The 26,803-nt window shown below is 70.9% G+C and carries 20 protein-coding genes; 13 read left to right on the top strand and 7 right to left on the bottom strand.

Annotated features, from left to right (window positions below):
- The first annotated feature begins 112 nt into the window (after positions 1-112).
- Together AC3WR5_RS18065 and AC3WR5_RS18060 are read left to right on the top strand one after the other, a co-directional pair.
- A complete protein-coding gene (locus AC3WR5_RS18065; protein WP_492486055.1) occupies positions 113-1,552 on the top strand; it encodes a peptide MFS transporter in 1,440 nt (479 codons plus the stop codon).
- A gap of 187 nt (positions 1,553-1,739) precedes the next feature.
- The gene (locus AC3WR5_RS18060) at positions 1,740-3,410 is read left to right on the top strand and encodes a DNA glycosylase AlkZ-like family protein (protein WP_492486054.1); all 1,671 of its coding nucleotides are present in this window, start codon (positions 1,740-1,742) and stop codon (positions 3,408-3,410) included.
- Positions 3,411-3,572: 162 nt separating this feature from the next.
- Here AC3WR5_RS18060 and AC3WR5_RS18055 read toward each other — a convergent pair whose 3' ends face one another.
- The 5 genes from AC3WR5_RS18055 to AC3WR5_RS18035 are packed head-to-tail and all read right to left on the bottom strand — an operon-like array spanning position 3,573 to position 11,004.
- A complete protein-coding gene (locus AC3WR5_RS18055; RefSeq protein ID WP_492486052.1) occupies positions 3,573-4,757 on the bottom strand; it encodes a VWA domain-containing protein in 1,185 nt (394 codons plus the stop codon).
- The gene (locus tag AC3WR5_RS18050; protein ID WP_492486050.1) at positions 4,754-7,030 is read right to left on the bottom strand and encodes a DUF5682 family protein; all 2,277 of its coding nucleotides are present in this window, start codon (positions 7,028-7,030) and stop codon (positions 4,754-4,756) included. The genes AC3WR5_RS18055 and AC3WR5_RS18050 overlap by 4 nt, the downstream gene beginning before the upstream one ends.
- Before the next feature lie 10 nt (positions 7,031-7,040).
- Positions 7,041-8,132 carry an ATP-binding protein gene (locus AC3WR5_RS18045; protein ID WP_492486048.1) on the bottom strand — a complete coding sequence of 364 codons (1,092 nt, stop codon included), beginning with the start codon at positions 8,130-8,132 and terminating at the stop codon, positions 7,041-7,043.
- 2 nt (positions 8,133-8,134) lie between these two features.
- Positions 8,135-9,670 (bottom strand): DUF5691 domain-containing protein, encoded by a 1,536-nt coding sequence (locus tag AC3WR5_RS18040; protein ID WP_492486046.1) that lies wholly within the window; start codon positions 9,668-9,670, stop codon positions 8,135-8,137.
- Positions 9,667-11,004 (bottom strand): SWIM zinc finger family protein, encoded by a 1,338-nt coding sequence (locus tag AC3WR5_RS18035; protein ID WP_492486044.1) that lies wholly within the window; start codon positions 11,002-11,004, stop codon positions 9,667-9,669. Before AC3WR5_RS18035 ends, AC3WR5_RS18040 begins: the two co-directional genes overlap by 4 nt.
- Before the next feature lie 167 nt (positions 11,005-11,171).
- Between AC3WR5_RS18035 and AC3WR5_RS18030 the strand changes: the two genes are divergently transcribed.
- The 4 genes from AC3WR5_RS18030 to AC3WR5_RS18015 are packed head-to-tail and all read left to right on the top strand — an operon-like array spanning position 11,172 to position 14,352.
- On the top strand, positions 11,172-11,789 hold the full coding sequence (locus AC3WR5_RS18030; RefSeq protein ID WP_492486042.1) for an RNA polymerase sigma factor: 618 nt from the start codon (positions 11,172-11,174) through the stop codon (positions 11,787-11,789).
- Positions 11,786-12,391 carry a zf-HC2 domain-containing protein gene (locus AC3WR5_RS18025; RefSeq protein ID WP_492486040.1) on the top strand — a complete coding sequence of 202 codons (606 nt, stop codon included), beginning with the start codon at positions 11,786-11,788 and terminating at the stop codon, positions 12,389-12,391. The genes AC3WR5_RS18030 and AC3WR5_RS18025 overlap by 4 nt, the downstream gene beginning before the upstream one ends.
- Complete coding sequence (locus AC3WR5_RS18020; protein ID WP_492486038.1) at positions 12,388-13,641, top strand: S8 family peptidase; 1,254 nt, start codon at positions 12,388-12,390, stop codon at positions 13,639-13,641. The genes AC3WR5_RS18025 and AC3WR5_RS18020 overlap by 4 nt, the downstream gene beginning before the upstream one ends.
- 27 nt (positions 13,642-13,668) lie before the next feature.
- Positions 13,669-14,352, top strand: coding sequence for a TorF family putative porin (locus AC3WR5_RS18015; protein WP_492486037.1), 684 nt, complete (start codon positions 13,669-13,671; stop codon positions 14,350-14,352).
- A 43-nt stretch (positions 14,353-14,395) separates the two neighbouring features.
- Here AC3WR5_RS18015 and AC3WR5_RS18010 read toward each other — a convergent pair whose 3' ends face one another.
- Entirely contained in the window at positions 14,396-15,463 is a 1,068-nt protein-coding gene (locus AC3WR5_RS18010) for a TIGR03118 family protein (RefSeq protein ID WP_492486035.1), read from the bottom strand.
- A 138-nt stretch (positions 15,464-15,601) separates the two neighbouring features.
- Between AC3WR5_RS18010 and AC3WR5_RS18005 the strand changes: the two genes are divergently transcribed.
- The 6 genes from AC3WR5_RS18005 to AC3WR5_RS17980 all read left to right on the top strand — a co-directional run bounded on the left by AC3WR5_RS18005 (position 15,602) and on the right by AC3WR5_RS17980 (position 24,854).
- On the top strand, positions 15,602-17,416 hold the full coding sequence (locus AC3WR5_RS18005; protein ID WP_492486034.1) for an amidase: 1,815 nt from the start codon (positions 15,602-15,604) through the stop codon (positions 17,414-17,416).
- 271 nt (positions 17,417-17,687) lie between these two features.
- A complete protein-coding gene (locus AC3WR5_RS18000; RefSeq protein ID WP_492486033.1) occupies positions 17,688-20,276 on the top strand; it encodes an ATP-binding protein in 2,589 nt (862 codons plus the stop codon).
- A 163-nt stretch (positions 20,277-20,439) separates the two neighbouring features.
- Positions 20,440-20,598 carry a hypothetical protein gene (locus AC3WR5_RS17995; RefSeq protein WP_492486032.1) on the top strand — a complete coding sequence of 53 codons (159 nt, stop codon included), beginning with the start codon at positions 20,440-20,442 and terminating at the stop codon, positions 20,596-20,598.
- Positions 20,599-20,661: 63 nt separating this feature from the next.
- A complete protein-coding gene (locus tag AC3WR5_RS17990) occupies positions 20,662-21,693 on the top strand; it encodes an ATP-binding protein (RefSeq protein WP_492486030.1) in 1,032 nt (343 codons plus the stop codon).
- A gap of 233 nt (positions 21,694-21,926) precedes the next feature.
- A complete protein-coding gene (locus AC3WR5_RS17985) occupies positions 21,927-22,082 on the top strand; it encodes a hypothetical protein (protein WP_492486028.1) in 156 nt (51 codons plus the stop codon).
- Between the two features lie 147 nt (positions 22,083-22,229).
- Positions 22,230-24,854: an ATP-binding protein gene (locus AC3WR5_RS17980; protein WP_492486026.1), complete on the top strand. Its 2,625-nt coding sequence runs from the start codon at positions 22,230-22,232 to the stop codon at positions 24,852-24,854.
- Between the two features lie 15 nt (positions 24,855-24,869).
- On the opposite strand, the gene AC3WR5_RS17975 is transcribed toward AC3WR5_RS17980, so the two are convergent.
- Positions 24,870-26,147 carry a DUF6445 family protein gene (locus tag AC3WR5_RS17975; RefSeq protein ID WP_492486024.1) on the bottom strand — a complete coding sequence of 426 codons (1,278 nt, stop codon included), beginning with the start codon at positions 26,145-26,147 and terminating at the stop codon, positions 24,870-24,872.
- Between the two features lie 181 nt (positions 26,148-26,328).
- Between AC3WR5_RS17975 and AC3WR5_RS17970 the strand changes: the two genes are divergently transcribed.
- Positions 26,329-26,799 (top strand): hypothetical protein, encoded by a 471-nt coding sequence (locus AC3WR5_RS17970; protein WP_492486023.1) that lies wholly within the window; start codon positions 26,329-26,331, stop codon positions 26,797-26,799.
- Positions 26,800-26,803 lie beyond the last annotated feature (4 nt).

The raw sequence follows: 26,803 nt of genomic DNA, 5'->3' as shown, positions 1-26,803 counted from the left end.
CGAGGCCCCGACGCCTCGCCGCAGTGGGATAGGCCCCCCCCGGGCCAATGCCCTGGCGCGGTCCCTGCTTTTGGGCAACAGTCGCGGCGACGCCGCTCCACTTCTGCTGTTTGTGACCACTCTTGCGCCCTCCGCCGCCGATCCGGCCGCGACGAATCCCTCCGACCCGCGCAGCCGCGCGAACCGCGCCTTCTTCGGCCACCCGGCTGGCCTGGGCTGGCTGGCCTTTTGCGAGCTGTGGGAGCGTTTCTCCTATTACGGCATGCAGGCGCTGCTGGTGATCTACCTCAGCAACTACCTGTTCCTGCCCGAGCACATCGGCCAGGTGGCAGGCATCGATGCACTGCGCGCTGCCATCGAGAGCGTGACCGGGCCGCGCAGCACGCAGCAGCTGGCCTCGGTGGTGTTCGGCCTGTACGCCGGGCTGGTCTACCTGACGCCGATCTTCGGCGGGCTGGTGGCCGACCGCTGGCTGGGCCGCACCCGCACCATCGTCATCGGCGCCACGCTGATGGCGCTGGGCCATTTCCTGATGGCCTTCGAGGCCAGCTTCCTGCTGGCGCTGGCCTGCCTGCTGCTGGGCGTGGGTTGCTTCAAGGGCAATATCGCGGCGCAGGTGGGCTCGCTCTACGCGCCCGGCGACCAGCGCCGCGCCAGCGCGTTCCAGATCTTCATGCTGGCGGTGCAGATCGCGGTGATCCTGGCGCCGCTGGTCTGCGGCACGCTGGGCGAGAAGGTGGCCTGGCACTGGGGCTTTGGGGCCGCCGGCGTGGGCATGGTGATCGGCCTGTTCGTCTACCTGGCTGGCCGGCGCTGGCTGCCGCCGGAGGACTTGCGCGGGGGCGCGAAGGCCGCGGCTGCCGCACCGCGCACCCGCATGGCCGCGGCCGAGAAGGCCAGGCTGGTGCTGCTGGTCGCGATGATCCCGGTGCTGATGCTGTCCATCGTCGGCAACCAGCAATACAACAACGCCTTCCCGCTGTGGTCCCAGGCGCACATGGACCTGCTGCTGTTCGGCTGGCAGATCCCGGTCACCTGGCTGCAGGCGGTGGACGCCATCATCAGCACCGCAACGATGGTGCTGTCCATCGCTTTCTGGCGCTGGTGGGCCACGCACCGCACCGAGCCGGACGAGCTGGTCAAGATGGCGCTGGGCTCGCTGCTGGCGGCCGGCGGGCCTGCGCTGATCGCCGTGGCGGCCATGTTGATCGAAGGCACCGGCGAGAAGGTCAGCCTGGTCTGGACGCTGGGCTACACCTTCGTCAACGACCTGGGCTTCGCCAACATCCTGCCGGTCGGCCTGGCGCTGTATTCGCGCACCGCACCGCGCCGCTTCGAGGGCCTGATGATCGGCGTGTACTACCTGCACCTGTTCCTGGGCAACACCTTCGTCGGCTGGCTGGCCGGGCTGCTGGAAGTCATGCCCGGGCGGGACTTCTGGGCCCTGCACGCCGCGCTGGTGGCCTCGGCCGGCGTGCTGCTGCTGGCATTGCGCTTCTTCTTCGGCAAGCTGTTGTTGCCCGAGGAAGACGCAGCTGCCTCCAAGGCCTGAGCGGCACTCAACTGTTGCCAGCGGGTGCCGTCATCACCCGCACCGCATCGCCCACCCGCAGCTCGCCGCCGCGCAGCACGCGGGGGGTGATGGCGGGGGATCCTGATCGGGCGGTACACGCTTGTGCCTGCGCCAAAGCGAGCGATGATTCGGCGTCAACACCGTGTTGATTCCTGCCTGTTTCGTCATGAGCTTGCCACCGTTGCCTCCCCGCGAGACCTTGACCATTGAATTCAAGAGCGACCGCGCGCGCTTGTCGGACAAAGACCTCGTTGAAGCCATCGTCTGCATGGCCAATTCGGAAGGTGGCCAGCTGTGGCTGGGCGTCGAGGACGATGGGACGCCCACCGGCGTGCACCTTGAGCACTCGAGCGCCGCCAATCTCGCCGGGATGGTGGCATCCCGCACGTCACCTTCATTGGCCGTGGAAGTCGAACATGTGCGCCTGGGTGAAATCGCCACGCTGTGCATCGGGGTGCCAAAAGCACAAGGCGAAGTCTCGACCACGGCCGGCGTCTATCTGCGCCGACGCCTGAAGGCCGATGGGCAACCGGAATGCGTGGCCATGCTGCCGCACGACCGATCCAGCCGAGCCAGCAGCTTCGGACTGATGGATGCATCAGCGCAAGTCGTCAGCGGGGCGACGTTGGCGGACCTCGACCCCTTGGAGCGAGAGCGGCTGCGGCAGAGCGTGCAACGGTATGGCGGTGATCGCGTGCTGCTGGAGCTCGATGACGAAGCGCTGGACGGTGCGCTGGGGCTGACGCGGCGCATGCCGGGCGGCGAGCGAGCGCCCACGCTGACGGGGCTGCTGTTGGTCGGGCGGGAACTGGCGCTGCGCGAGTTCGTGCCGACGCACGAGTTTGCCTTCCAGGTGCTCGCGCGCGAAGCCGTCGGGTTCAACGAGTTCCAGCGCTTTCCGCTGCTGAAAGCCTTGGACTGGCTGGAGACCAATTTCCGGCCTTACAACCCTGAGCTGGAAATCCAGATGCGCCTGTTCCGCGTGCCCGTGCCGCGGGTTGATCTGGGGGCGTTCCGAGAAGCCGTCGCCAACGCACTGGTGCACCGTGACTATCACCGGTTGGGCGCGGTCCATGTCCGCATGGACGACCAGGGTCTGACCATCAGCAACCCGGGCGGCTTGGTCGATGGCGTGACCTTGGCCAACTTGCTGACCACCGAGCCACGGCCTCGCAATCGGGCGCTGGCCGATGCGATGAAACGCATTGGCGTCGTCGAGCGCTCCGGGCGAGGCGTGGACAAGATCTACCGAGGCATGCTCCGGTTCGGCCGACCGGAGCCGGACTACCGCCGCACCGATGCCAACAACGTGGTGCTGCAACTGGCCACGGTGGATGCAGATCAGGCGTTCCTGAAATTGGTCGTGGACCAGGAAGACAAGCAGGGCAGTGAATTGCCCATCGACAGCTTGATCGCGCTAGCCGCCCTGCGTGACCTCAAACGACTGAGCACCGAAGAACTGGCACGGCACATCCAGCGCGATCCTTCGCAGGCAAAACGCACCCTGGAAGGGCTGGTCGAGGCTGGCTTGGCGCAGGCGCATGGCCAAGCGCGTGGACGGACTTATACGTTGGCTCTGGGGGTCTATCAGGCCGATGGCAAGCAAGCTGACTACATCCGGCAATTGGGCTTTAGTCACCTGCAACAGGAGCAGATGGTGCTGAGCTACGCCCAGGAACATGGTGCGGTGCGTCGCAGCGACGTGGCGGAGTTGTGTCGGCTGTCGCCTCAACAGGCCAAGGATCTTTTGAAAAGGCTGCGCGACGACGGCCGGCTGGTACTTCGAGGTGAACGCCGAGGCGCCTATTACGTCCCTGCAAATCCGCTGCAGAAGTGAAGTGGTTAGTCAGGGCGCCCTGACCAAGTCCATGGGGTTTTTTTGGCTTGGGTGGGGTTTTATGGGGGGTTATGGTTTTCAAATTCCATATGACTCCCAGTCAAATCAATGACTTAGCCAAATCCTCTGTGGCACATATGGCGCGCCGAGCTGCGGTATGGGTCACCTCTTAGCACTCGTCACCAAGCCCTGCCCCGCAGCCCAGGCCGACACGTCATCCCGCCGAATCGCTGCGGCCATCAGCCCCGGAAACGCGTCCGGCGTGCAGGCGAATGAAGGCACGCCGAGGGCGGCAAGTTTGGCGGCCAGGGCGTGGTCGTAGGCGGGGGCGCCTTCGTCGCTGAGGGCCAGCAGGGTGATGAACTGCACGCCGCTTTCGACCAGTTCCATCGCGCGGCGCAGCAGGCCGGATTCGACGCCGCCTTCATAGAGGTCGGAGATCAGCACCAGGATGGTGTTGCGCGGTTCGCGGATGACGGACTGGCAGTAGCCGACCGCGCCGTTGATGTCGGTGCCGCCGCCCAGCTGCACGCCGAACAGCAGCTCCACCGGGTCGTCCAGCTGCTCGCTCATGTCGACGACCTTGGTGTCGAACACCACCAGCTTGGTGGCGACTGCGGGCAGCGTGGCCATCACCGCGCCGAAGATGCTGGCGTAGACGACGGAGTTGGCCATCGAGCCGCTCTGGTCGATGCACAGCACCACCTCGCGCTGCGGCTTGCGCGCCTTGCGGCCGTAGCCCAGCAGGGTCTCGGGCACGACGGTGCGGTAGTCCGGCTGCCAGTGCTTCAGGTTGGCCTTGATGGTGCGGTGCCAGTCTATCTCGGCATGGCGCGGGCGGCGGTTGCGCTGGCTGCGGTCCAGCGCGCCGGTGATGGCCGAGCGCAGCGGCTCTTCCAGGCGCTTCATCAGTTCGTCCACCACCGCACGCACCACCAGCCGCGCGGTTTCCTTGGTGCCAGCCGGGATCACGCTGGAAAGCGCCATCAGGCTGGCGACCAGGTGCACATCGGGCTGCACGCTGCGCAGCATCTCGGGCTGCAGCAGCATGTCACGCATGTTCAGGCGTTCCAGCGCGTCGTGCTGCATCACCTGCACGACCGAGCTGGGGAAGTATTTGCGGATGTCGCCCAGCCAGCGCGCGACGCTGGGCGCCGAGCCGCCGCGCCCGCCGCGCCGGCCCTGGCTCTGCAGGCCGCCGGGGCCTTGCGGCTCGTACAGCGCAGCCAGCGCCTGGTCCATCTCGGCGACCGGGCCTTGCAGCGCGCCGCAGCTGGCCTCGGCCTCGCTGCCCAGCACCAGGCGCCAGCGCTGGCGGCGCGCTTCGCGTTCGTCCAGGGTCGTCATGCGCTCACTCCCAACAGCTGACGTAGCAAAGGCAAGGGCAGCACCGCGCGCGCCTCGTCCCAGGTGGCCTCGGCCATCACGGCCGTCGTCACCGTCGCGCCCTGGCTCGCGCGCTGGCCCAGGTCGCGCCGCTCGGCGGCTTCGAACAGCGAGAAGGTGCGGCGCACCAGCGGCAGCACGCGCACGAAGTGTTCTTCGCCGAGGCTGGCCAGCCAGTCGTCCACCAGCTGCCAGACGGCCGCGTCGTGCAGCAGCACCACCGCGTTGCGGTTCAGGAAACCGTCCAGCCACGCCGCGGCCTTGGCTGGCTCGGCCCCGGCCGAGAGCTGCAGCGACAGCGCCTGTGTCGCCTGCGGCGTGTCCCAGCGCCCGGCGTCCAGCAGCAAGCGGGTGGCCACGCCTTGCAGCAAGGCATGGGCGCCGTGCTGCGCCGCCAACTGCTGCAGCGCCTGCTGCCAGGCCTCGGTCTGCGCCTCGCTTTGGCGCAGGCCCACGGCGGCATGGCCGGCGAGCAGTTGGTCGCGCAGCGTGTCGGCTGCGGCGTCGTCCAGCGCGGAGCCGGCCAGCGGCAGGCTGATGGCGGCGCGCAGGATCAGCCCGTCCAGCACCTGCGCGACCAGCGTCGCGTCGGTCTGCCGTACATTGCCGTAGCGGAACACATTGGCCAGCGCGGGCAGCGCGGCCAGCAGCTGCTGCGCGTCGCCGGTGAGTGCGGCGCGGTCTTGCAGCGCCTGGGTGGCGGCGGCCACCGCGTCGTCCAGGTCGGCCAGCAGCACGGCGTCCACCAGCCTGGCCAGTTCGGCCAGGCTTTGCACCTCGGCGCAGCGCTCGGCCACGCGCGCGGTGGCGGCCTGCGGCAGCGTCTGGCCCCAGCGGCTGGCCTCGATCAGGCGCAGCGCAAATTCGGGCTGCCATTGCAGCGTCCAGATTTCGTGGAAGGTGCCGCGCGCCGAGCGGCCAATCCTGGCCAGCGTGCCCCACGGAATGTCCAGCAGGTTCAGGCGGTGCAGCAGGTGGCTGCGCGCCAGGTCATTGGGCTGGCGCAGGTCCAGGTCCAGCGTCTTCTGCGTGGCCTCGGGCTTCAGGCGCAAGCTTTTCTGCTGCTGTTCCAGGTCGCGCTGCAGCGGCACCGTGGGCACGTCCGGCGGCACGCTGCCGAAACGGTCGCCCACCACCAGTGCGTCGTCGATGAAGCGCAGCACCGTGTCGTCGCCCATGGTCAGCACGGTGCGCGTGGCCTCGTGCAACTCATCCAGCCCTGGCGCGGGACGGTCGCGCAGCGCGGCCAAGGTGTCGGCTAGGCGCGTCGCCTCGATCAGGTGGGCGGATGAGCAGTCCAGGTCGCGCTCGCGCATCAGCCGCGCCACGCGGGCTAGCCAGCCCACGGCGCGCGGCTGGGTGCTGTCATGGCTGCGCCAGAGGTGCTCGTACCAGCCGGGCGACGCGATGCCGGCGCCATAGCCGCTGGCGCGCGCGAGGTGGCGGTAGGTCCAGGGCACCCAGGTGGTGTTGACCTTCAGCTTGGGCAAGCCTTTGAGCAGCGCCGCGTCGGCCTTGGCCGTGACCTCGGCCTGCAGCCCGCCCAGGTGCCAGGCGCCGCAGACCACCGCGATGCGCTCGAAGCCTTCCTTCTGCGCCGTGCGGATGCACTGGCGCATGTGCGCCTCGCGCAAGGCTTCGCGGCGCGCGTCGGCTTCGCTACGGTGGCGCTCAGGCGTCTCGGCGCGCAGCGTGGTCATGGCTTCGCTGATGGCCGCGAACAGCTGCTCGCCGTCGCCACGTTCCTCGACCATGTGGTTCCACCAGCTTTCGCCGTCCGCATAACCTGCCGCGTGCGCCAGCCAGGTCAGTGGATCACCCGGCTCCGGCGCATCGCCTGATTCAGGTGTCTCAATGTCCACGGTGGGTTCGGTCGTATCCTGCTCAGCCGCTTCTTGTTCGGCTTTTTCCAGCGCCAGCCCGTGCACCAGCGGCAGGTCAATGAAGCGCGCCGGCACCCCGGCCGTGAGCGCCCAGTGCAGCGCCTGCCACTCGGGCGAAAACTCGGCGAATGGGTGGTAGACGGCCAGGCGCGGCGTGTCCGGGCAGTAGCTCAGCAGCGCCACGGGCGGCTGCATGCCCTCGGCCAGGACTGCTGCCAGGACAGGTTGGGCTTCCGGCGGGCCTTCGACCAGCACGCAGTCCGGCTGCAGCGCCTCGAACGCGCGCAGCAAACTGCGGGCGCTGCCCGGCCCGTGGTGGCGAATGCCGAAGTAGTGCGGGCTCGCGCTCATTGGCTTGGATTCAGGAAACGTCCCGGAACGCGCGGTACAGGTCCTTCCAGTCCGCCCGTTCCTTCATCACCGTCTCCAGGTACTCGTTCCACACCACGCTGTCCTGCACCGGGTCTTTCACCACCGCGCCGATCAGGCCGGCGGCCATGTCGTGCGGCCGCAGCACGCCGTCGCCGAAATGGCCGGCCAGCGCCAGGCCGCTGTTGATCACCGAGATCGCCTCGGCGGTGGACAGCGTGGACGTGGGCGACTTGATCTGCGTCTTGCCGTCCTCGGTCTTGCCATTGCGCAGCTCGCGGAAGATCTGCACGATGCGGCGCACTTCCTTCAGCGCCGGCGGCTCGGCCGGCAGCTGCAGCGCGCGGCCCATCTCGGCCACGCGCTTGACGACGATGGCCACCTCGTCTTCCTCGCTGGCCGGCACCGGCAGCACGACGGTGTTGAAGCGCCGCTTCAGCGCCGCCGAGAGTTCGTTCACGCCCTTGTCGCGGTTGTTCGCGGTGGCGATCACGCTGAAGCCGCGCACCGCCTGCACTTCGCTGCCCAGCTCGGGGATGGGCAGCGTCTTTTCCGACAGCACGGTGATCAGGCTGTCCTGCACGTCGGCCGGAATGCGGGTGAGCTCTTCGACGCGGGCGATCTTGCCTAGGCGCATGGCCTGCATCATCGGGCTGGGCACCAGCGCTTTTTCCGACGGGCCGTTGGCCAGCAGTTGCGCGTAGTTCCAGCCGTAGCGCAGCTGCTCCTCGCTGGTGCCGGCGGTGCCCTGGATCAGCAGCGTGGAGTCGCCGCTGATGGCCGCGGCCAGGTGCTCCGAGACCCAGGACTTGGCGGTGCCCGGCACGCCGTAGAGCAGCAACGCGCGGTCGGTGGCCAGCGTGGCCACGGCAATCTCCATCAGCCGCGGGCTGCCGATGTACTTGGGGCTGACGGCAAAGCCGTTGTCCAGCGTGCCGCCCATCAGGTAGCGCACGACGGCCCAGGGCGACAGCGCCCAGTTCTCGGGCCGGGCGCGGTCGTCGGCCTTGGCCAGCTCGGCCAGCTCTTCGGCGAACTGCTGTTCGGCGTGCTGGCGCATCACCTGTGCGGTCGTGGCGGTCATGTTCAGGTCCGGGTCAAGGAATGGAAGGCCTGGCGCGCGGCGATGACTTGCATCATGGTCTGCAGCGCCTGGAGGATCGACGGTGTCTCGTCGGGCTGGCGCGGCAGGTTCGCCAGCGCGGGCAAGGCTTCAAGGTGCAGCGCGCAGCACAGCTCGGGCAGCAGGGCGCGCAGCGCGTAGTCGTCACGCAGCGCCTGGCCTTGCAGGCGCGGCAGCAGCGCAGCGACGAGGGCGGCGGACAGCGTGGGCGAAAGCGACTGGCCCGGCGGGTTCGCCGCCAGCACCTGTTGCACGACCGTCAACAAGCCGCCCAGTTCATTGGCCTGCAGGCGCCTGAGCCAATGGCGCTCGCGTGCGGCCAGCGGCAGCAGGGCCAGCACGCTGGCCGGGTCGTCGCGCAGCGAGACGGCTGGCCAGCGGTCCAGCAAGGCTTCGCACCAGGCGGCTTCGGGCGCGGCGAACAGCACGTCGCGCCAGCCGCGCAGCAGCGCTTCGGCCCAGTCGGTGCCGCCGGCCCAAGCCAGCAGCTCGGCGGCGTCCAGGCCGGTGTGCGTGGTCCACCACGTGAGCGGCACCTGGCGCACCAGTTGGTACAGCCACCAGGCGCGCTCGCCCAGCGTCTCGTTTTTCGGCTGTGGCGTGTCGAGGTTGTCGGCCTTCGCGTCGGCCGGCAGTTCGGTCGGCGCGTCGATGGTCCATCGCTTGCTCAGCAGCACAGGTTCATGCTTCAGCAGCACGGCCATTCGCGCGGCGGCACGGGTGGGATGGGCGGCAGCAGGAAGACGCAGCAGCAGCGCGAGCGCGGCCTGGCGCACCTCTCGGCTGCGGTCGGCGCGCAGGCTGTCCAGCAGCGGCTCGTCGTCGGCGTCGAGACCATCGGCGAGCACCGTCAGCAGATCGGCGCGCTCCTGGGCCGGCAACTCGGTCAGCGCGGCTTGCAGTCGTTCGCGTGCCGCGGCGGGATCGGCCATGCGTTCCTGGCGCAGGAAGGCGCGGCGCTGCTCGATGCTGCCTTCCTGCCAGCGCGCCTCGTCTGCCGCCTCGGCGCTGACGCCGCCCACATGCCGCCATTCCTCGTTCTGCGCCGCCAGCCACAGCCCGCGTTCGCCCAGCACCGGCAGCAGCAGCGGCCGCAGCGCCAGCGAGCGCCGGCCCAGCGTGAGCGCCTGCGGCAACAGGCCGGTCGGCAGCCGCAACCCCGCCTGTGCCAGCGCGGCGAAGGCCTGTTGCTGCAGCGAGGCCGGGCCTTCCTGCAGCGTCCAGACCAGCGCGCTTTGCACAGGGCCGGGTGGCAGCGTGGGCAATTGGTCTTCTGGTGCCGAGGCCGGCAGCGGCTGGGTCCGTGTCGCACCTTGTGCGCCCGCCAGGCTGCAGACCGCAAGCACCGCGGCCGCACGCAGCAGGTCGGTCGCGGGCTGGCCTGAGGTGGCCGATTCGGCTACCAGCGCGCCGACCTCGCCGGGCCACGTTGGCAAAGGCGGCGCCTGCCGGTCCGTGCCGACCATGGCCTGCGGCAGCAAGGGCGTCCAGACACTCATGCCGCACCCCGCTGCCAGCACGGCGCCGCAGCGCCTTCGGTCCAGGCCGTGAGCGGCGCCAGCAGGTGGCCGTCCCATTCGCCCATCAGCTGCAGCGGCCGGCCGCCGCTGGCTGCGAGCAGCAGCCAGGCATCGGCCGCGCCGAGCTGCAGCGGCAATGCGCGACCATCGCCTACCGCCAGCCACTGCTCGCCCTGGCGCAGCAGCACCGCACTCGGCAGCACCAGTGGCTGCAGGCCGACCCACGGGCAGGCCGAGATGCGCTGGGCGATGCGCTGCCACTCGTCGGCCAGCGTCACCTGCGGCCAGACCGGCGCAGCGGCGGCAGTGGGCGCCTCGGCGCTCAGCGCGCGCAGCCCGCTGGCGCCGGGGAAGAAGCGCAGCGTCGCTTGCATGCTGCAGCCGCCCAGCCAGGCCTGCTCGAAGCCTCGTCCGCCAAACGCGTGGTCCAGCAGCCAGGCGCGCCGGCCGCTTTGTTGGCCGTGCAGCCAGACGCGGCGCTCGCTGAGCTTGTCTTCGCGTTCTTCGATCACCATGCCCAGCACCGTCCAGCGGTCGCTCACCGCTTCGCCTTGCGCCAGCACCTCGGCCTTGTCCTGCGGCCAGCCAATGGCGCTGCGCAGGTCGGCCTGCACGGGTTCGGGCAAGATCTCCCGGCGCTGCAGCGCTTCGCAGAGCAGCTGCAGCAGACCGAAACGCTGCAGCGTGCGCTCGGGCCAGTCGGCGCCATCGCGCACGCCGGCCGCGGCCTCCCGCACCCGCAAGCCCAGGCCGGGCGCCTGCGCGTCCACCATGCGCGCGGCCATGGTCTGCCAGCCGCGCAGGCGTTCGTCGTTCAGCGCGCCCAGGCCGGCGGCCAGCTGGTCGGCCAGCCAGCGCTGCAGCTCCTGGCCGGCCGCGGTGATGCGCTGCCAGCGCTGGTCTTCGCGCCTGGCGGCGGCTTGCGGGTCGGCCGGCGCAGCGGTGGCCGCCTTCTCCTGCTGGCGCTCTTCCTTCTTCTGCGCCTTCTCGCCGCGCGAGGCCAGCCATTCGCTGACCCAGGTGGGTGGCTCGGTGGCCGTGAAGCGCGAAGCGTCCTGCGCGCGCAGCAGCAGCAGCGCCAGGCCGTGCTTGCAGGGGAACTTGCGGCTGGGGCAGCTGCAGCGAAAAGCCGGGCCGCTGAGGTCCACCTGGGTCTGGTACGGCTTGCTGCCGCTGCCCTGGCACTCGCCCCAGGCCGCGGCGTCGTTGGCGCCCAGCAGCGGCCACTTGGCCGGCAGCACCAGGCCACGCGCGGCCTTGGCCGAAGCGTCATCTGGCGCCAATGCCAGCACCCCTTCCGTGCTCAGCTGCATGCCAGCCGCTCTCCCTCAGGTATGTTCTTGGGCGGCGAGTCTATGCGAGGCCCGTGGCCGTCCGGCCGCGCCGCGCCGGGCCTGTCCATCCCCTGAAACATCGCCGCACGGTTTGAACCTTTGGCCATTGGCCCGGGATACACCGGGAACCAAAAGGAAACCCGACCTTGAGCCTGCTCGACAGCGTGGCCCGGCAAGCGCGCAGCCTGCTGGGTGGCAACACCTCTCCCGACAGCCTGGAAGCGCGCGAGCGCCGGCTGGTGGCGCGCATCGCGGCCGGGGAGCAGCGTGCGCTGGAAGACCTGTACCGCGCCTATCACCCACGGCTGCAGCGCTTCCTGGGCCGCATGACGCACCAGCCTGGGCTGGTGGACGAGGCGCTGAACGACACCTTCCTGGTGGTGTGGCACCGGGCGGACAGCTACAACGGGCTCAGCAAGGTCTCGACCTGGATCTTCGGCATTGCCTACCGCAAGGGGCTCAAGGCGCTGCAGCGCTTCGACGAGCTGCAGCCGGACGACGCGCAGGACACGCGGGTCGAGCCGGGCGACGGGCCGGAGCAGCAGCTCGCCTCGTCGCAGTTGCAGCGCGACCTGCAGCGCGCGCTGGCCGAGCTGTCGCCCGAGCACCGCGCGGTGGTGGACCTGACGTATTTCCACGGCCTGGGCTACCGCGAGATCGCAGACATCGCGGATTGCCCGGTTGACACGGTGAAGACCCGCATGTTCTATGCACGCAGACGGCTGCGTGCGCTGTTGCCTGGTGGCAAGGAGGATTGGCTGTGAAGGTGGTACCCCTGGATCCCGGCGGCCATGCCGACGTGCTGGTGCTGCTGCCGTGGTACCTCGGCGGCAGCCTGGACGCGGTTGAGCGTGCGCAGATCGACGCGCACCTGGCCGGCTGCGCACGCTGCCGCGCCGCGCTGGCCGAGGAGCGGCAGCTTGCCGCGCTGCAGGCCGGAGCCGGCGCGCCGACCGGCAACGTCAACCAGGGTCTGGCGGCACTGCGCCAGCAGCTCGCCGCAAACCCGCCGCGTCGGCCGCAAGCCACTCGCGGGCGTTGGGCGGCCTGGGGTTCGCTAGCGGCGGTGCTGGCCGGCGTGGCCGTGCTGCCGGTGCTGTGGCAGCACGAGACCGAGCCGAGCTACCGCGGCCTGGGCAGCGCCGGTGTGGCGGCCAACGCGGTCGTGAAGTTCCGGGCCGACACCACCGAGGCGCAGATCCGCGCCGCCTTGAGCGACAGCGGCGCGAAGCTGGTCGGCGGGCCGACCGCGACGCAGCTCTACCTGCTGGCGCTGCCGGTGGCCGATGCCGACGCGCTGGCCCGGCTGCGCCAGCTGCCCGGCGTGACACTGGCCGAATCGCTGGATGCCGGCGGTGCGCCATGAACACCGCCCGGCTGCTGACGCTGCTGGCCGGCCTGCTGATGTGCCTGCTGGCACTGGCTCGGGACGAGCCCGCCGCAGAGGGCGACGAGGCCGCGCCGCAGGTGCTGGTGATGCTGCAACAGCCGCCGCCGCACTACCGGCCCGATGGGGCCTATGCCGGCGGCTACAGCGGCGGCAATGGCAGCCTGGCGCGGCACCGGCTGGCAGACGAACTGGCACATGCGCACGGCCTGCGGGTCCTCACCCAATGGCCGATGCCGGCCGTGGGGCTGGACTGCTTCGTGCTCGCCGTGCCGGCCCCGGCCACGCCTGAGCAGGTGGCCGACGAACTCTCGCGTGACACCCGCGTGGCCTGGGCCCAGCCCATGCACCTCTACCGCGGCCAGCAGGGCACCGCCAGCCTCGCGCCGCACGCCGCGTTGCAACACGATGATCCGCTCTACACCGCGCAGCCCGCCGCCGCGGCCTGGCGCCTGGCCGAGCTGCACGAGCTGGCGACCGGGCGGCAGGTGCGCGTGGCGGTGGTGGACAGCGCGGTCGACACCACGCACCCGGACTTGGTGGGCCAGGTGGTGCAGAGCGAGAACTTCGTCGACGGCCATGCCGCGACCGCCGAGCGCCACGGCACCGCGGTGGCCGGCATCATCGCGGCGCTGGCGGACAACCACCTGGGCATGGCCGGCGTTGCGCCGCAGGCTCAGCTCTTGAGCTTGCGTGCCTGCTGGCAGGCACGCGACGGCGCCACGTTGTGCAACAGCCTGGGGCTGGCGCGGGCGCTGTACGCCGCGCTGGGCCAGAAGGTGGCGGTGATCAACATGAGCCTGGGTGGTCCGCCGGACCGGCTGCTGGCGCTGCTGCTGGACACGGCGCTGCAGCAAGGCATTGCCGTGGTCGCCGCCATCGATCCGGCCCTGCCCGGCGGCGGTTTTCCGGCCTCGCATGCCGGCGTGTTGGCAGTGGCGGATTTGCCGACCGCGGGCGCGCTGAGCGCGCCGGGCCGCGACGTGATGGTGCCGCTGCCTGGCGCGCGCTGGGCGCTGGCCTCGGGCAGCTCGTATGCGTCGGCCCATGTGGCCGGGCTGGTCGCGCTGCTGCGGGAACTGAAGGCCAGTGGCCCTGTGCCGGGGCTGGTGCGAGACGCCGCAGGCGGCATCGACACCTGCGCCACGCTGCTGCACGCGGCCGGTCCGCGGCGCTGTGCCTGCGCACTGCCGCTTGGCGCGACGGCGGTCACCGCCTTGCAACGCTGAAGCGTGCGGGCCGGATTCCCAGCCGCCTTGCTGCGCGCCCTGGTCGGCGCAGCGGCGCTGTGGCTGTGTGCCGCTGCGAGCGCGCAGCAGCTGGGCGGCAGCATCGAGCTGATGTCGGACTATCGCTTTCGCGGCGTCTCGCTGAGCCGCGAGCGGCCGGGGGCGCGGCTCTCGCTGTCGCTGGACGACGCCAGCGGCGCCTATGCCGGCCTCAGCCTGACCAGCATCGAGCTGCAGCCGGGGCAGCGCCAGGCCGGGCTGCAGGGCTACGCAGGTTTCAGCCATGCGCTGAACGACGCGCTGCGCTGGGAAGCCGGTGGCAGCTACAGCCGGGCCGTGCTGGCCTCTCCCGGCGCAGACCGCTACAACTACGGCGAAGCCTTTGCCGGCCTGCTGGCGCCGTCCTGGAGCCTGCGGCTGTATTTCTCACCGGACTACTTCGGCTGGCGCGAGCGCACGCTGTATGCCGAGCTGGACGCGCACACGCCGCTGTCGCCATCGCTGGAACTGGTTGGCCACCTTGGCGCGCTCCAGCAACTTGGCCGCGATGACGCACGTCGCCTGGACGGCCGGCTCGGCGTCGTGTTGCACACCGAGACAGGCCTGGCCTGGCAACTGGCCTGGCTGGCGACCGGGAAAGGCGGACCTTTCCCGGCGCCATACGACCAGCGCCGCAGCATGCTGTGGCTGGGCGCGTCGTACGCCTTTTGAAGGGAAGTTGCCCCCGGCCGCCCCAAGCCAATTTGCTCCCCGACTATTTCACCGTGATGGCGCCGTACACACCATCCGCCTCATCGTTCGGGCCAGCCGAGAAGAACAGCGTGTTGGTCGGCTGGCTTTGCAGGCCGTTGCCGAACTGGATGCCCCACAGGCCGGGGATCTTCAGCGGCTGGCCGCTGGAGGCGCTGAGCTGGCCCACGAAGGCGCCTGTGGCGATGTCGTAGGCGGAGATCGTGCCGTCGCCGAAGTTGGCCACCAGCAGGCGGTTGCTCAGCTCGCCGAAGTTGGCCGGTGCCATGGCCATGCCCCAGGGCGCGTTCAGGCCTTCCTTGGCCACCAGGTGGCGCAGCAGCTTGCCGTCGGTGTTGAAGACGTTGACAAAGCCCTTGCCTTTGCCGGCCACGTCGTCCTCGGCGTCGGCATCCTGGCGGGCGTAGCTGACGTAGAGGTTGCCATTGATGTTCTGGATGCCAAACGGCGCGTAGTGCTTGGGCAGCGCCGGGTCGACAAAGCCCCCGCTGGTCGTGACCGGCGCGAAGGCCTTGTCGTAGACGTCGACGCGGTTGTTGTGGAAGTCGGTGGCGTAGAGCTGGTTGGCGGTGCCGGTGGCGGCCTGGGCAATGCCCTTGTAGATCGCGCCGGGCTTGGTGACGGCGATCAGCGCGTGGGCCTGGTCGACATTGGGCGCCCAGCCGGTGATCGCGCCGTCTTCGCTGGCGAAAAGGAAGCGGCTGGCGCCACTCAGCGTGCCGTTGCCGACGATGAAGTCGCTGGAGCCGTTGTAGATGATGCCGGTGGGCGAGCCGACGCCGCTGCCGCTGGCCGCCGGCACGCTGACCACCAGGCTTTGCGGCACGCCGTTGCCGTCGTACAGCGTGGAGCTGCCGTCATGGTTGTTGGCCACCCAGACGTAGCCGAACGGATTGAAGGCCACGCCCCAGGTGTTCTTCAGGTGCGCGTCGGTTTGCGGGGTGGACACGGCCCCGTCGGACACCAGCTTGTGCACCGCGTAGCCGGCGGCCTGAGCGGTGCCGGCAAACGCGCAGGCGCACAGCGCGGCGGCTGCGATCATCGCGACGGGGCGCAGTGAGGGCAAGGACATGGCTCATCTCCTGATGTGTGTGAGGAGCCGGTGAATGCCTTGCTGCGCGGCAATGGTTCAAAGGCCGCGCCACATTTCTTTGTCGCCGGAGGTTGCCGCCACCGTATGATTTTTGGCTTCATCACCTGCAGGATCCCGATGAGCTCACGCCGCAACTTCCTGATCCAGGCGCCTGCCGGCGTGCTGGGCGCCGCCGCCGCAGTTGGCGCGCAAGCTGCCGAGCCGGCGCCCGCCGAGGCAGCGCCGCCGGGCGCGCCGCCAGCTTTCGGCACCGCGCCGCCGGTCGGGCCCGAGGTCTCGGCAACGACCTTCGCAGAAGCCGAGAAGCTGATGCGCGTGAGCCTCAGCGCAGCCGAGCGCGAGATGGCCGCACGCAGCTGGCGCAGCACCATGCCGACCATGATGGAGCGCCGCGCCGGCCCGAACACGCTGGCCATCCCCGACAGCGTGGCGCCCGCCTCGCGCTGGCACCCGGCCCACATCCGCGCGGGTGCACAGCCTGCGGGCCCCGCGCACGACCGTTTCGTGCGTTCGAAGGCCGGCGCGGTGCCGCTGCCGGCCCGTGATGCCGACATCGCGTTCGCGCCGGTCAGCCAGCTCTCGCGCTGGGTCGAGCACAAGCAGCTCAGCTCGGAGCGGCTGACGCGCATCTACCTGGCCCGCATCCAGCGGCTGGACCCGAAGCTGCGCGCCGTCATCACCTTGACCGCCGAGCACGCGCTGGCCCAGGCCAAGGCGGCGGACCGCGAGATCGCCGCCGGCCACTACCGCGGCCCGCTGCACGGCATCCCGTTTGGTGTGAAGGACCTGCTGGACACCGCCGGCATTGCCACCACCTGGGGCGCGGAGCCCTTCAAGGACCGCGTGCCCGCGCAGGACTCGGCCGTCGTGCGCCACCTCTACGCGGCCGGCGCGGTGCTGCTGGCCAAGCTCAGCCTGGGCGCGCTGGCGCTGAACGACATCTGGTTCGGCGGCCAGACCATGAACCCGTGGCTGCTGGAGGAAGGCGCTTCCGGCTCCAGCGCCGGCCCGGGCTCGGCGATGGCCGCCGGCCTGGTGGCCTTTGCCATCGGCAGCGAAACAGGGGGCAGCATCGTCAGCCCCAGCATGCGCTGCGGCGTGACGGGGCTGCGACCGACCTATGGCCGCGTGCCGCGCAGCGGCGCGATGACGCTGTGCTGGTCGCTGGACAAGTTGGGCCCGATGACGCGCACAGTGGAGGACGCGATGCTGGTGCTGCAGACCATCTCGGCGCCGGACCCGGGCGACGTGGCCAGCGTGCCGGTGAAGCTGGACTTTTCGGCCGCCGCGCCGGTCAAGGGCCTGAAGGTCGGCTACATCGCCAAGTGGATGGACGAGCCGCCGGCCATCGACGTGGACCGCAAGGCGCTTGCCACGCTGCAGTCGCTGGGCCTGCAGGCCGTGCCGGTCACGCTGCCGGACTGGCCGTATGCGGCGCTGAACACCATCCTGTTCGCCGAAGGCGCCGCGGCCTTCGAGGAACTGGTGCTGAGCCACCGCATTGACCAGCTCAAGGTGCAGCTGCCGGATGCCTGGCCCAACATCTTCCGCCAGTCGCGCTTCCTCTCCGCGGTGGACTTCGTGCAGGCCGACCGGCTGCGCCGCATGGTGGCGCAGGAAATGGCGCGGCTGTTCGCCGAGGTGGACCTGCTGCTGGTGCCTTCGCTGCGCGAGGAGATGCTGACCATCTCCAACCACACCGGCCATCCGTCGCTGACGCTGCGCACCGGCTTCACCGAGGTCAGCGAAGCCCGCAGCGACTGGGCGCCGGACCCGGCGCACCCGCTGCCGAAGTTCAACCCGCCGCGCCGCGTGCCGCACGGCGTCACCTTGATCGGCCGGCTGTTCGAGGAAGGCCGGCTGGCCGAGGTGGGCATGGCGCTGGAGCAGGCGGCGGGGGTGGCCGCGCAACGGCCGGCGGGTTTCGAGTGAGCCTCCGTGGGCTGGGCTGGGTTGGGGGCGGGCTGCGGCCAGCCCGCCCCCGAGGGGGATGAGAAAACTTGGGGCGGCCCGGCGTTTTCTCATGAGGAACTGGGACGCAGGGTCAAGCCGGCGCTTCGCCAGCGTGTAAAACCGGCCGCCGGGCTGCATTTGTCATCGCGATTGCAGAGGCGCGGCTGCCGGCCAGCCGGCACAATTCGGCGAGCCGCCAGCGCGGGGTGCACCGACCCTTCGGATGAGCGCCACGCCCACCTTCCCGCCCATGTCCGCCCTGCCTGCTTCCCCCACCGCATCGCTGAGCTTCACCCGTTTCGAGATCCGGCCCGCTGAGCGCCTGTTGCTGAAGGACGGCCAGCCGGCCGAGCTGGGCGCACGCGCCTTCGACCTGCTGCTGGCGCTGGCCGAGCGGCGCGAACGCGTGGTCAGCAAGCACGAGCTGCTGGAACTGGTGTGGCCCGGGCTGGTGGTCGAAGAGAACAACATCGCGGTGCAGGTCAATGCGCTGCGCAAGCTGCTGGGCAGCGACGTGGTGGCCACCATCCCGGGCCGTGGCTACCGCTTCACTGCGGCGCCGCTGGGCGAATCCGCCGCCCCCTCGCGGCCTGCCGAGGCTGTCACAGCGGAGGTCGGGCCATGCGTCCCCGCGCTTGCCCGCCTGCCCACCAACCTGCCGCGTGTACTGCAGGCCTTGCGTGGCCGCACCGAGGACCTGGCCGCCCTGGGCGCGCTGCTGGACCAGCACGAGCTGGTCAGCGTCATCGGCGCCGGCGGCATGGGCAAGACGCTGCTGGCCCAGCACCTGCTGGCCGGCCGGCGCGAGGCCTATGCGCATGGCGTGTGCTGGGTCGAGCTGGCCACCTTGACGGACGGCAACGCGCTGCCGGGCGCCATCGCCCACGCCGCCGGCCTGCGCCTGGGTGCAGGCCAGCCGCAGGCCGCGCTGGCGGCCAGCCTGGCGCCGCTGCAACTGCTGATTGCACTGGACAACGCCGAGCACCTGCTGGACGAGGTGGCCCGGGTCTGCCAGGCGCTGGCGGACGCGGCCCCCGGGCTCAAGTTGCTGGTCACCAGCCAGGCGCCGCTGAAGCTGCCGCTGGAGCGGGTCTACCGCATCGGCCCGCTGGCCGTGCCGCAAGGCCCGCTGCCGGCGGCCCAGGCGCTGGAGTTCAGCGCTGTGGCGCTGTTCGCCGAGCGTGCTGCCACGGCGGATGCGCGCTTCCAGCTGAACGATGCCAACGCCGCGGCGGTGATCGAGCTCTGCCGCGCGCTGGACGGCCAGGCGCTGGCCATCGAGCTGGCCGCCGCGCGCGCGTCCACGCTGGGCGTGCAGCGCCTGGCCAGCGCCATGCAGGACCGGCTGCGCCTGCTCACCGGCGGCCGCAACCGCGCCGCGCCGCCGCGCCAGCAGACCCTGCAGGCCGCGCTGGCCTGGAGCCACGGCCTGCTGGCGCCGCGTGAGCAGACGGTGTTCCGCCGCCTGGCGGTGTTCCACGGCAGCTTCTCGCTGGAGCTGGCGCAGCAGGTGGTGGCGGAAGGTGCGGATCTGGACGAATGGGACGTGGTCGAGGCGCTGGGCGAGCTGGTCGAACGCTCGCTGGTGGCCGTCATCGAAGACGAGCACGACAACGGCCAGGGCCTGCCGCGCTACCGCCTGCTGGATTCGCCGCAGGTCTACGCCCGCGAGTTGTTGCAGGCCGCCGGCGAGCTCGAGGCGCTGCGCCAGCGCCATGCCTTCGCGCTGGCCGCGCGCTTTGCGCTGGAATGGGACCGCGCGTTCAGCGGCGAGCTGGGCCTGCAGGCCTGGGCGCGCCAGCTGCTGCAGGACAGCGGCAATGCGCAGGACGCCCTGGCCTGGCTGCTGCAGGCCGGCGACGCGGAGCGCGCGTTGCAGGTCGGCATCAGCTGGCTGTTGGCCCTGCCCAACATGCGCCATGCCGAGCGGCAGGCGCTGGCGGCCAGCTGCGAGACGCTGCTGCCGCAGATCGACGACCTGGCGCTGCAGGTGCGGGGCTGGTTCACCTTGTCGCGGGCCGCCGGCCTGCTGAGCAGCCGCGACGTGCTGGCGAAGTCCGGGCAGGCCCTGGCGCTGGCGCGCCGCCTGGCCGCCGAGATGGGTAGCGAAGCCACCCGCTGGTTGCTGTATGCCGCGCTGGGTAACCTGCTGGTGCGACGGATGATGGCCGACGACGAAGCGGGCACCGTGACGCCCGAGCTGCTGGCCGAGCTGCGCACGCTGGAAGACCCCCGCTGGCCGGCCGCGCGGCGCATCTTCCAGGGCGTTCCGCGCGACCTCATGCCGCAGCGCCTGGCGTTCAGGGCCGTGCTGCGGCAGCAGTGGCGGCTGCAGGACGAGGCCGGGGCCGACACCTTGCTGCTGCGCTCCAACCTGGTCGACGCCGAACTGCTGGCCGGTGACACCGAAGCGGCGCTGCAGCTGGGCGAAGCCTTGCTGGCCGACGTGCAAGGTTCGCGCGACGACTACCTGCTGATGGCCGTGCGCATGAACCATGCGGTGGCGCTGCTGCGCTCGGGCCGGCTGGCCGAGGCGCGGGAGTTGCTGGCGCTGGGCTGGCCCTCCGCGTTGCGCCTGACGTGGTACCCCTCCTATGCCGATCATCTTGCGCTGCTGCTGGCGCTGGAAGGCCGCTTCGAGCCGGCGGCGCAGCTGGTGGGCTATGCCGACGCAGCCGTGAGCCGCGAGGACCAGTTCCGCCAGGGCAACGAGAGCGATGCCGTCGAACGCGCGATGGCACTGGCGTTGGCCGCGCTGGGTGAAGCGCAGTGCCAGCGCCTGCGCGACGAGGGCCGCAGCCTGGGCGACGAACAGGCCGCGGCGCTGGCAGGCATCTGAGAGCCGCCACGGCGCGCGTTTAAGAAGGCTTAAGGCCAGGCTTCAGGCCGCTGAAGGACGGCGGGGGCCCCGGCGGGCGACAGTCGAGTCCATGCTGAAACGCGTCGAGATCGACGGGTTTCACCGGACCGACTCACCCACCCAACCGCCCCTGGAGCCCGCCATGAACGCCAACCGCAACACCACCCGCCTGTTCTCCGCCGTCGCTTCGCTGGCCATGACCTTCACGCTGCTCAGCAGCATGTTGGGCCTGGCGTCGCACGAGCAGGCGGCCTCGGCCGGCCTGCTGGCCCAGGCGCCCGCCGCGGCCCGGCTCGCCTGAGCCGCTCCGTCGTGGAAGTTCCTGCCGAGGCCGGCGGCTGTTGCCGCTGGCGGCCCGCGGTGCATGGCTGACAGCCCCGCGGCCCTGTGCCTGCCACAGGCGCTGAAGCCGCCGCGGGGGCCGCTGCATGGCCGCAGCGAGGACCTGGCCGCGCTGGCCGCGCTGCTGGACCAGCACGCGCTGGTCAGCGTGGTGGCCGCCGGCGGCATGGGCAAGACACGGCTTGCCCGGCATTTGCTCGCCAGGCTCGCGCCGCGCCATGCCGATGGTGCGTGCTGGATCGCGCTGGCCGCGCAGGGCGACGTGGTGCAGGCCATCGCCGGCGCGGTCGGCCTGCCGTTGTCAGCGGGCGACCCGCTGGCGCAGCTCTGCGCCGCGCTGGCCCCGCTGTCGCTGCTGATCGCGCTGGACGCAGCCGAGCACCGGCTGGAGGCCACCGCGCGTACCTGCCAAGCGCTGTTGGCCGCGGCGCCGGGGCTGCGCATCGTCGTCACCAGCCAGGCGCCGCTGATGCTGCCGCTGGAGCGCCTTTACCGCCTGGGCCCGCTGGCGGCGCCGCAAGGGCCGTTGCCGGCGGCGCGCGCGCAGGGTTTTGCCGCGGTGGCGCTGTTTGCCGAGCGCGCCGCGCAGGCCGACCCTCGCTTCAGCCTGACCGACGCCAACGCCGCGGACGTGATCGCTTTGTGCCGCGCGCTGGACGGCCAGGTGCTGGCGCTGGAACTGGCCGCCGCCTGCCTGCCGGAGCACGGTGTGGCCGAGCTGGCCGCCTCGCTGCAGCAGCGGCTGCGCCTGCTGATCGCCACGCGCAACCGCATCGCGCCCGCGGCGCGCCAGCAGACGCTGCGCGCGATCTTCGACATTGGCCATGCATTGCTGGCGCCGCAGCAGGCCGCGGTGTTGCGCCGCCTGGCCGGGTTGACGGGCCACTTTGACCTCACGCATGTAGCGCTGGCAGCCGTGCCGAACCTGCCCGCAGTGCTGGCCGCGCTGGCCCGCCGGGCGATGCTGACGCTGGACAGCGCGCCTGGCGAGCCGCTGCAGTACCGGCTGCCCGATGCGCTGCACAGCATCGCGCTGGCGCTGCAACCCGCTTGAGAAAACGAAGGGCCGCTCCCGAGTTTTCTCAAGCCCCTCGGGGGGCCTGACGCACAGCGGCAGGTCTTGGGGGCGCCCTTTAACGCGCCGCTTCAAAACGCTTAAGCGCCTGTTTCAGCGCGCTTCAGGCCGCTGAAGGACGCAGACCGGCCCCGGCGGCGACAGTGAGGCCATGTTGAAAGCAGCCGCGAAACGGTTGCCACCCGCCACCCCACAGTTCCGAGGAATCCACCATGAACACCCAAGCCACCACCCGCCTGTTCTCCGCCGCTGCTTCGCTGGCCGTCACCTTCGTGCTGCTGACCAGCATGCTGGGCATTGCCGGCCACGAGCAGGCTGCTGCGCAAGGCCTGCTGTCCGCTGCGGCGCCAGTGGCCCACCTTGGCTGAGCCGCGCCTGCCCGCGGTGTGTGAATCTGCCCACTGCCGTGCACCGTCCCTGGCTTTGACGAAGCCGCCTGCGTGCCGGACCGGCAGAATGCCGCACGCCGTCGGTGAGGGACACCCTGTCTCTCGGATGTGCTGGTCGCTGTGACGATGTCGCCTACGCCCCCTGATTCTTTGCCGCCAGGCGCGCCGCTGCGCTTTGCCAGCTTCGAGATTCGCCCGGCCGAGCGCCAGTTGCTGAAGGCCGGCCGGCCGGCCGAGTTGGGCACGCGGGCCTTCGACCTGCTGCTGGCGCTGGCCGAGCGGCGCGAACGCGTGGTCAGCAAGCACGAGCTGCTGGAACTGGTGTGGCCCGGGCTGGTGGTCGAAGAGAACAACATCGCGGTGCAGGTCAATGCGCTGCGCAAGCTGCTGGGCAGCGACGTGGTGGCCACGATCCCCGGCCGCGGCTACCGCTTCACCGCGCCAGCCGACGCACCTGCGGCCACAGCCGCCGCACCCGCGCCGGTGGCAGCGCCGCAGCCCGCCGAGGCCCAGCCCAAGGCACTGCCGACCAACCTGCCGCGCGTGCTGCAAACCCTGCGTGGCCGCACCGAAGACCTGGCCGCACTCGGCGCAATGCTGGACCAGCACGAGCTGGTCAGCATCGTCGGCGCCGGCGGCATGGGCAAGACGCTGCTGGCCCAGCACCTGCTGGCGCGCCACAGCGAGGCCTATGCGCATGGCGTCTGCTGGGTCGAGCTGGCCACGCTGGACGACGGTGCGGCGCTGCCCGGTGCCATCGCCCACGCCGCCGGCCTGCAGCCTGGCCCTGGCGAGCCGCTGGCCGCGCTGGCCGCCGCGCTGGCGCCGCTGTCGTTGTTGATCGCGCTGGACAACGCCGAGCACCTGCTGGAAGCCGTGGCCGAGGTCTGCGCGGCGCTGGTCCACGCAGCACCTGGCCTGAAGCTGGTGGTGACCAGCCAGGCGCCGCTGAAGCTGCCGCTGGAGCGCGTCTACCGCATTGGCCCGCTGGCGGTGCCGCAAGGGCCGCTGCCAGCCGCGCAGGCGCTGGGCTTCAGCGCGGTGGCGCTGTTCGCCGAACGCGCGGCGAATGCCGACGCCCGCTTCACGCTGACCGACGCCAACGCCGCCGACGTGATCGACATCTGCCGCGCACTGGACGGGCAGGCGCTGGCCATCGAGCTGGCTGCCGCGCGTGCACCCACGCTCAGCGTGCAGCGCCTGGCCAGCGCCATGAAGGACCGGCTGCGCCTGCTCACCGCCAGCCGCAACCGCAGCGCCCCGCCGCGCCAGCAGACGCTGCGCGCCGCGCTGGCCTGGAGCCACGGCCTGCTGGCCCAGCGCGAGGCCGTGGTGTTTCGCCGCCTGGCGGTCTTCAACGGCAGCTTCTCGCTGGAGCTGGCGCAGGCCGTGGTGGCCGAGGCCGGCGCGGAAGCCGAGGCCGCGGGTCTCGATGAATGGGGCGTGGTGGACGCCTTGAGCGAGCTGGTGGACCGCTCGCTGGTGGCGCTGGCCGAAGCCCAGCACGACATGTCCGACCTGCCGCGCTACCGGCTGCTGGATTCGCCGCGCGCCTATGCGCAGGAGCAGCTGCAGGCTTCAGGCGAGGCCGCGGCGATGAAGCAGCACCATGCCGAGGCGGTGGCTGCGCATTTCGAGGCCGAATGGACGCGCAGCCACAGCGGCGAGCTGGGCCTGCAGGCCTGGGAGCGCCAGCTGCTGCAGGACGCTGGCAACGCGCACGATGCGCTGGCCTGGCTGGACGCCGCCGGCGACGCACGCCGCGCCTTGCAGATCGCCAGCACCTGGCTGCTGACGATGTCGGTGGTGATGGAGGCGGAGCGGCTGGCGTTGGTCACGCGCTGTCATGGCTGGCTGGCCCGGCTGGGCGACGACGAGGCATTGGCGCTGCAGGCCCGCTGCCGGCTGATGATCGGCCGCCGCGGTGCCAACGACCTGGCAGAGGCCGAGCTGGCGCTGGCCACCGCGCGGCGGGCCCATGCGCAGCAACCCGACCGCTGGCTGCTGTACGCCACCTTGTCGCATTACGTGCTGCGCCGCGCGCTGATCCTGTCGGCCGAGGCCGTGGTGCCGGAAATGCTGGCCGAGCTGGCCGCACTGGAAGACCCGGCCTGGCCGCCGCACCGCCGGCTCTGGCGCACCGAGCCCTTGGGCCTGCTGGGCCTGGTGCAGGGCGGTGCAGCGGCGGCGCAAGGCCTGCGCCTGCTGCGCGAGCACCTGGTGCTGGTGCAGGCGGCTGGTGGCAACGCGACGATGGTGCTGTTCAACCTGGTCGATGGCGAAATGGCCAACGGCGACGCCGAAGCGGCGGTGCGCACCGGCCAAGGTTTGCTGGACAGCCTGGAAGGCCAGCGTGACGCGCACCGCTTCAAGATGATGGTGCAGATGAACCTGGCTGCCGCGCTGCTGCGACTGGACCGGCGTGCTGAGGCGCGCGCGCTGCTGCACAGCGGCTGGCCGGTGGCGCTGCGCTTCGAGTGGTATCCCTCGTATGCGGACCACCTCTCGCTGCTGCTGGCGATGGAAGGCCAGCACGCGCTGGCGGCCCGCATGCTGGGCTATGCGGACGCGGCAGTGACCCGCGAATCGCAGATCCGCCATGTCAGCGAGATCGACTCGGTGAGCCAGGCCACGGCGCTGGCCAGCGCGGCGCTGGGCGAAGCGGTGTTCCAGCAGCTGCGCAAGGAAGGCCAGGCGCTGGCCGACGAGCAGGTCGCGGCGCTGGCCTTCAGCGCCTCGCCTGGCACCTGAACAAGCCACCTGAATTCAGCGCTGCCCTTCGAAGTGGAACAGCTGGACCAGCCGGCCATTCGCCAGTGAGTCCCCGAACAGGCCGCTGATCGCGTGGAAGAAGTCGCTGCGAAAGACGATCAGGCGGTTGAAGCGCATCGGAATCTCGAACAGCCACTCCCAGATCGCGTCGCGCTGGCGTTCCCAGTCGGCGAAGGACTGCTTGCGGTTGGGCGGCAGGTGGCGCTTCTGGAAGTCCAGGAACGAGCCGTAGCCGCCGGCTTTCAGCGTGGCGGCGTCCGGCCGGCCGACCCAGCCGGTGGCGCGGTGGAGGTAGAAGCTGGTGCCGCCCTGGCAGTGCTCGGGCAGGCTGAGGTAGAGCACGCCGCCGTAGATGTGCGGCTGCGTCGGGCTGTCGACATGCACGTCGGCGCGTGCGGCGTCCGAGGCCAGGCTGGCGCGCAAGGCGCCGGTGTCCGGCGAGTCCCATTTCAGCGGCTGGCCCAGCCAGTCGGCAATGCGCTGCATTGCGTCCATGCAGGGCTGCGGCGGGGTCTGAACGCCGGGGAAGTTTGCGCCTTGCTGGTAGCTTGCGGCTTGTTCGCACAGCGCCAGCGCCTGGGCGCGGAAGGCCAGCGGGTCGGGCAGGAAATCGTCGATGACCAGCAGGTCGCGTTCGGTGGCGGCTTGTTCGAGCGCGGCCAGGTCCAGCCCGGGCGAGGCGCGCAGCAGGCCGGCGGCGGACGGGCGTGGCGTGGCGGCGTTGGGTTGCACAAAGCCCAGCGTGAGTCGCTGGCGCGCGGTGTCTGAAAGTGCGTAGGCGCTTTCGGCGCTGGCCAGTGCTTCGTTTGCCGCCCAGCGCTGGTACTGCAGACGGGCCAGTGCTTCGTGCCATTCGGCGCGGGCCGGGCCGGTGTTGATCGCCTGTTGGTAGCTGGCTTCGGCTTCGGCGACTTGGCCCAGCGCCTGCTGCATGCCGGCGAGTTCGGCGCGGGCTTCGGCGTCTTCCGGGCGCAGCGTGCAGGCTTGCGCAAGCTCAGCCGCGGCGTCGGCCAGCTGACCCTGGCGGGCCAGCGCGGAGGCCAGGTTGACGCGGTAGTCGGCGGCGTCCGGGCGCTTGGCGATGGCGTCGCGCAGGAAGGCAACGCCGATGTCGGCCATGCCCAGGCCCAGGTAGCAGACGCCGGCGAGGTGCAGCGCTTCGGCATGCGCCGGCTCGGCGGCCAGGATGGCCTGGTAGCGCGAAAACGCGTCCTTCAGCCGGCCCTGCGCATGCAGCTCGCGGCCCTGGGCCAGCAGGCGTTCAACGTCCACCGCGGGGCGGGCTGGGGCGACACGGCCGGGGGGGCGCGGGGGGCGGAAGGGCAGCATGGCGGCGGAACCGGGTGGCGAAGACGGGACGCGTGATTGTCACGGACGGTCACCAGCGCGTGCTGTGCGTGGTCAAGCGTTCACTGGAACCGCTATGCTTGCGGCCTTCTTCCCGGAGAGCCGAATGACGATGTTTGCCCGAACCCTTGCCGCGCTGTCGGCCGCCACCCTGGTCGCCACCTTGGCCGCATTGGTGCCAGCGCACGCGGGCAGCTTCACGTCTTCCGCGTCGTCGGCGGCGTCCGACTCGGTGGGCAGCGTGTCCGACTCTTTCCGCGGTTCGAGCAACTCCTCGTCCAACGACCGCCAGGCCGCCAACGGCCACTACGAGATCCAGCAGGTGCTGGCGGTGGCCGGCCAGCCGGGCCGCGTGCAGCTGGCGCTGAAGTCGCTGGACCGTGACGGCGAGACGCTGACGCTGGAGCTGCCGCAGTTGACGCTGGCGCGCGCCCAGCTCGGCTCGGGCGACGTCATCACCGCCACGCCGCGGCCCTACGGCACGCAGTTCGCGGTGGCTGCCAGCAACGAAGCGTTTTTCCTGGTCGTCGAAGACGCCTGGCTGAACGAGCTGCCGAGCCGCCCGGTCACGCTTTGACGCC

It is taken from the genome of Ideonella sp. FW305-24, from assembly GCF_058788035.1.
This window is presented reverse-complemented; position numbering and strand designations above follow the sequence as displayed.

Excerpts from the sequence above, each read along its gene's own strand:
- AC3WR5_RS18060 (WP_492486054.1), top strand. The coding sequence starts at position 1,740 with ATGAGCTTGCCACCGTTGCCTCCCCGCGAGACCTTGACCATTGAATTC.
- AC3WR5_RS18055 (WP_492486052.1), bottom strand. The coding sequence starts at position 4,757 with ATGACGACCCTGGACGAACGCGAAGCGCGCCGCCAGCGCTGGCGCCTG.
- AC3WR5_RS18050 (WP_492486050.1), bottom strand. The coding sequence starts at position 7,030 with ATGAGCGCGAGCCCGCACTACTTCGGCATTCGCCACCACGGGCCGGGC.
- AC3WR5_RS18045 (WP_492486048.1), bottom strand. The coding sequence starts at position 8,132 with ATGACCGCCACGACCGCACAGGTGATGCGCCAGCACGCCGAACAGCAG.
- AC3WR5_RS18040 (WP_492486046.1), bottom strand. The coding sequence starts at position 9,670 with ATGAGTGTCTGGACGCCCTTGCTGCCGCAGGCCATGGTCGGCACGGAC.
- AC3WR5_RS18035 (WP_492486044.1), bottom strand. The coding sequence starts at position 11,004 with ATGCAGCTGAGCACGGAAGGGGTGCTGGCATTGGCGCCAGATGACGCT.
- AC3WR5_RS18020 (WP_492486038.1), top strand. The coding sequence starts at position 12,388 with ATGAACACCGCCCGGCTGCTGACGCTGCTGGCCGGCCTGCTGATGTGC.
- AC3WR5_RS18010 (WP_492486035.1), bottom strand. The coding sequence starts at position 15,463 with ATGTCCTTGCCCTCACTGCGCCCCGTCGCGATGATCGCAGCCGCCGCG.
- AC3WR5_RS18005 (WP_492486034.1), top strand. The coding sequence starts at position 15,602 with ATGAGCTCACGCCGCAACTTCCTGATCCAGGCGCCTGCCGGCGTGCTG.
- AC3WR5_RS18000 (WP_492486033.1), top strand. The coding sequence starts at position 17,688 with ATGTCCGCCCTGCCTGCTTCCCCCACCGCATCGCTGAGCTTCACCCGT.
- AC3WR5_RS17995 (WP_492486032.1), top strand. The coding sequence starts at position 20,440 with ATGAACGCCAACCGCAACACCACCCGCCTGTTCTCCGCCGTCGCTTCG.
- AC3WR5_RS17990 (WP_492486030.1), top strand. The coding sequence starts at position 20,662 with ATGGCTGACAGCCCCGCGGCCCTGTGCCTGCCACAGGCGCTGAAGCCG.
- AC3WR5_RS17985 (WP_492486028.1), top strand. The coding sequence starts at position 21,927 with ATGAACACCCAAGCCACCACCCGCCTGTTCTCCGCCGCTGCTTCGCTG.
- AC3WR5_RS17980 (WP_492486026.1), top strand. The coding sequence starts at position 22,230 with ATGTCGCCTACGCCCCCTGATTCTTTGCCGCCAGGCGCGCCGCTGCGC.
- AC3WR5_RS17970 (WP_492486023.1), top strand. The coding sequence starts at position 26,329 with ATGACGATGTTTGCCCGAACCCTTGCCGCGCTGTCGGCCGCCACCCTG.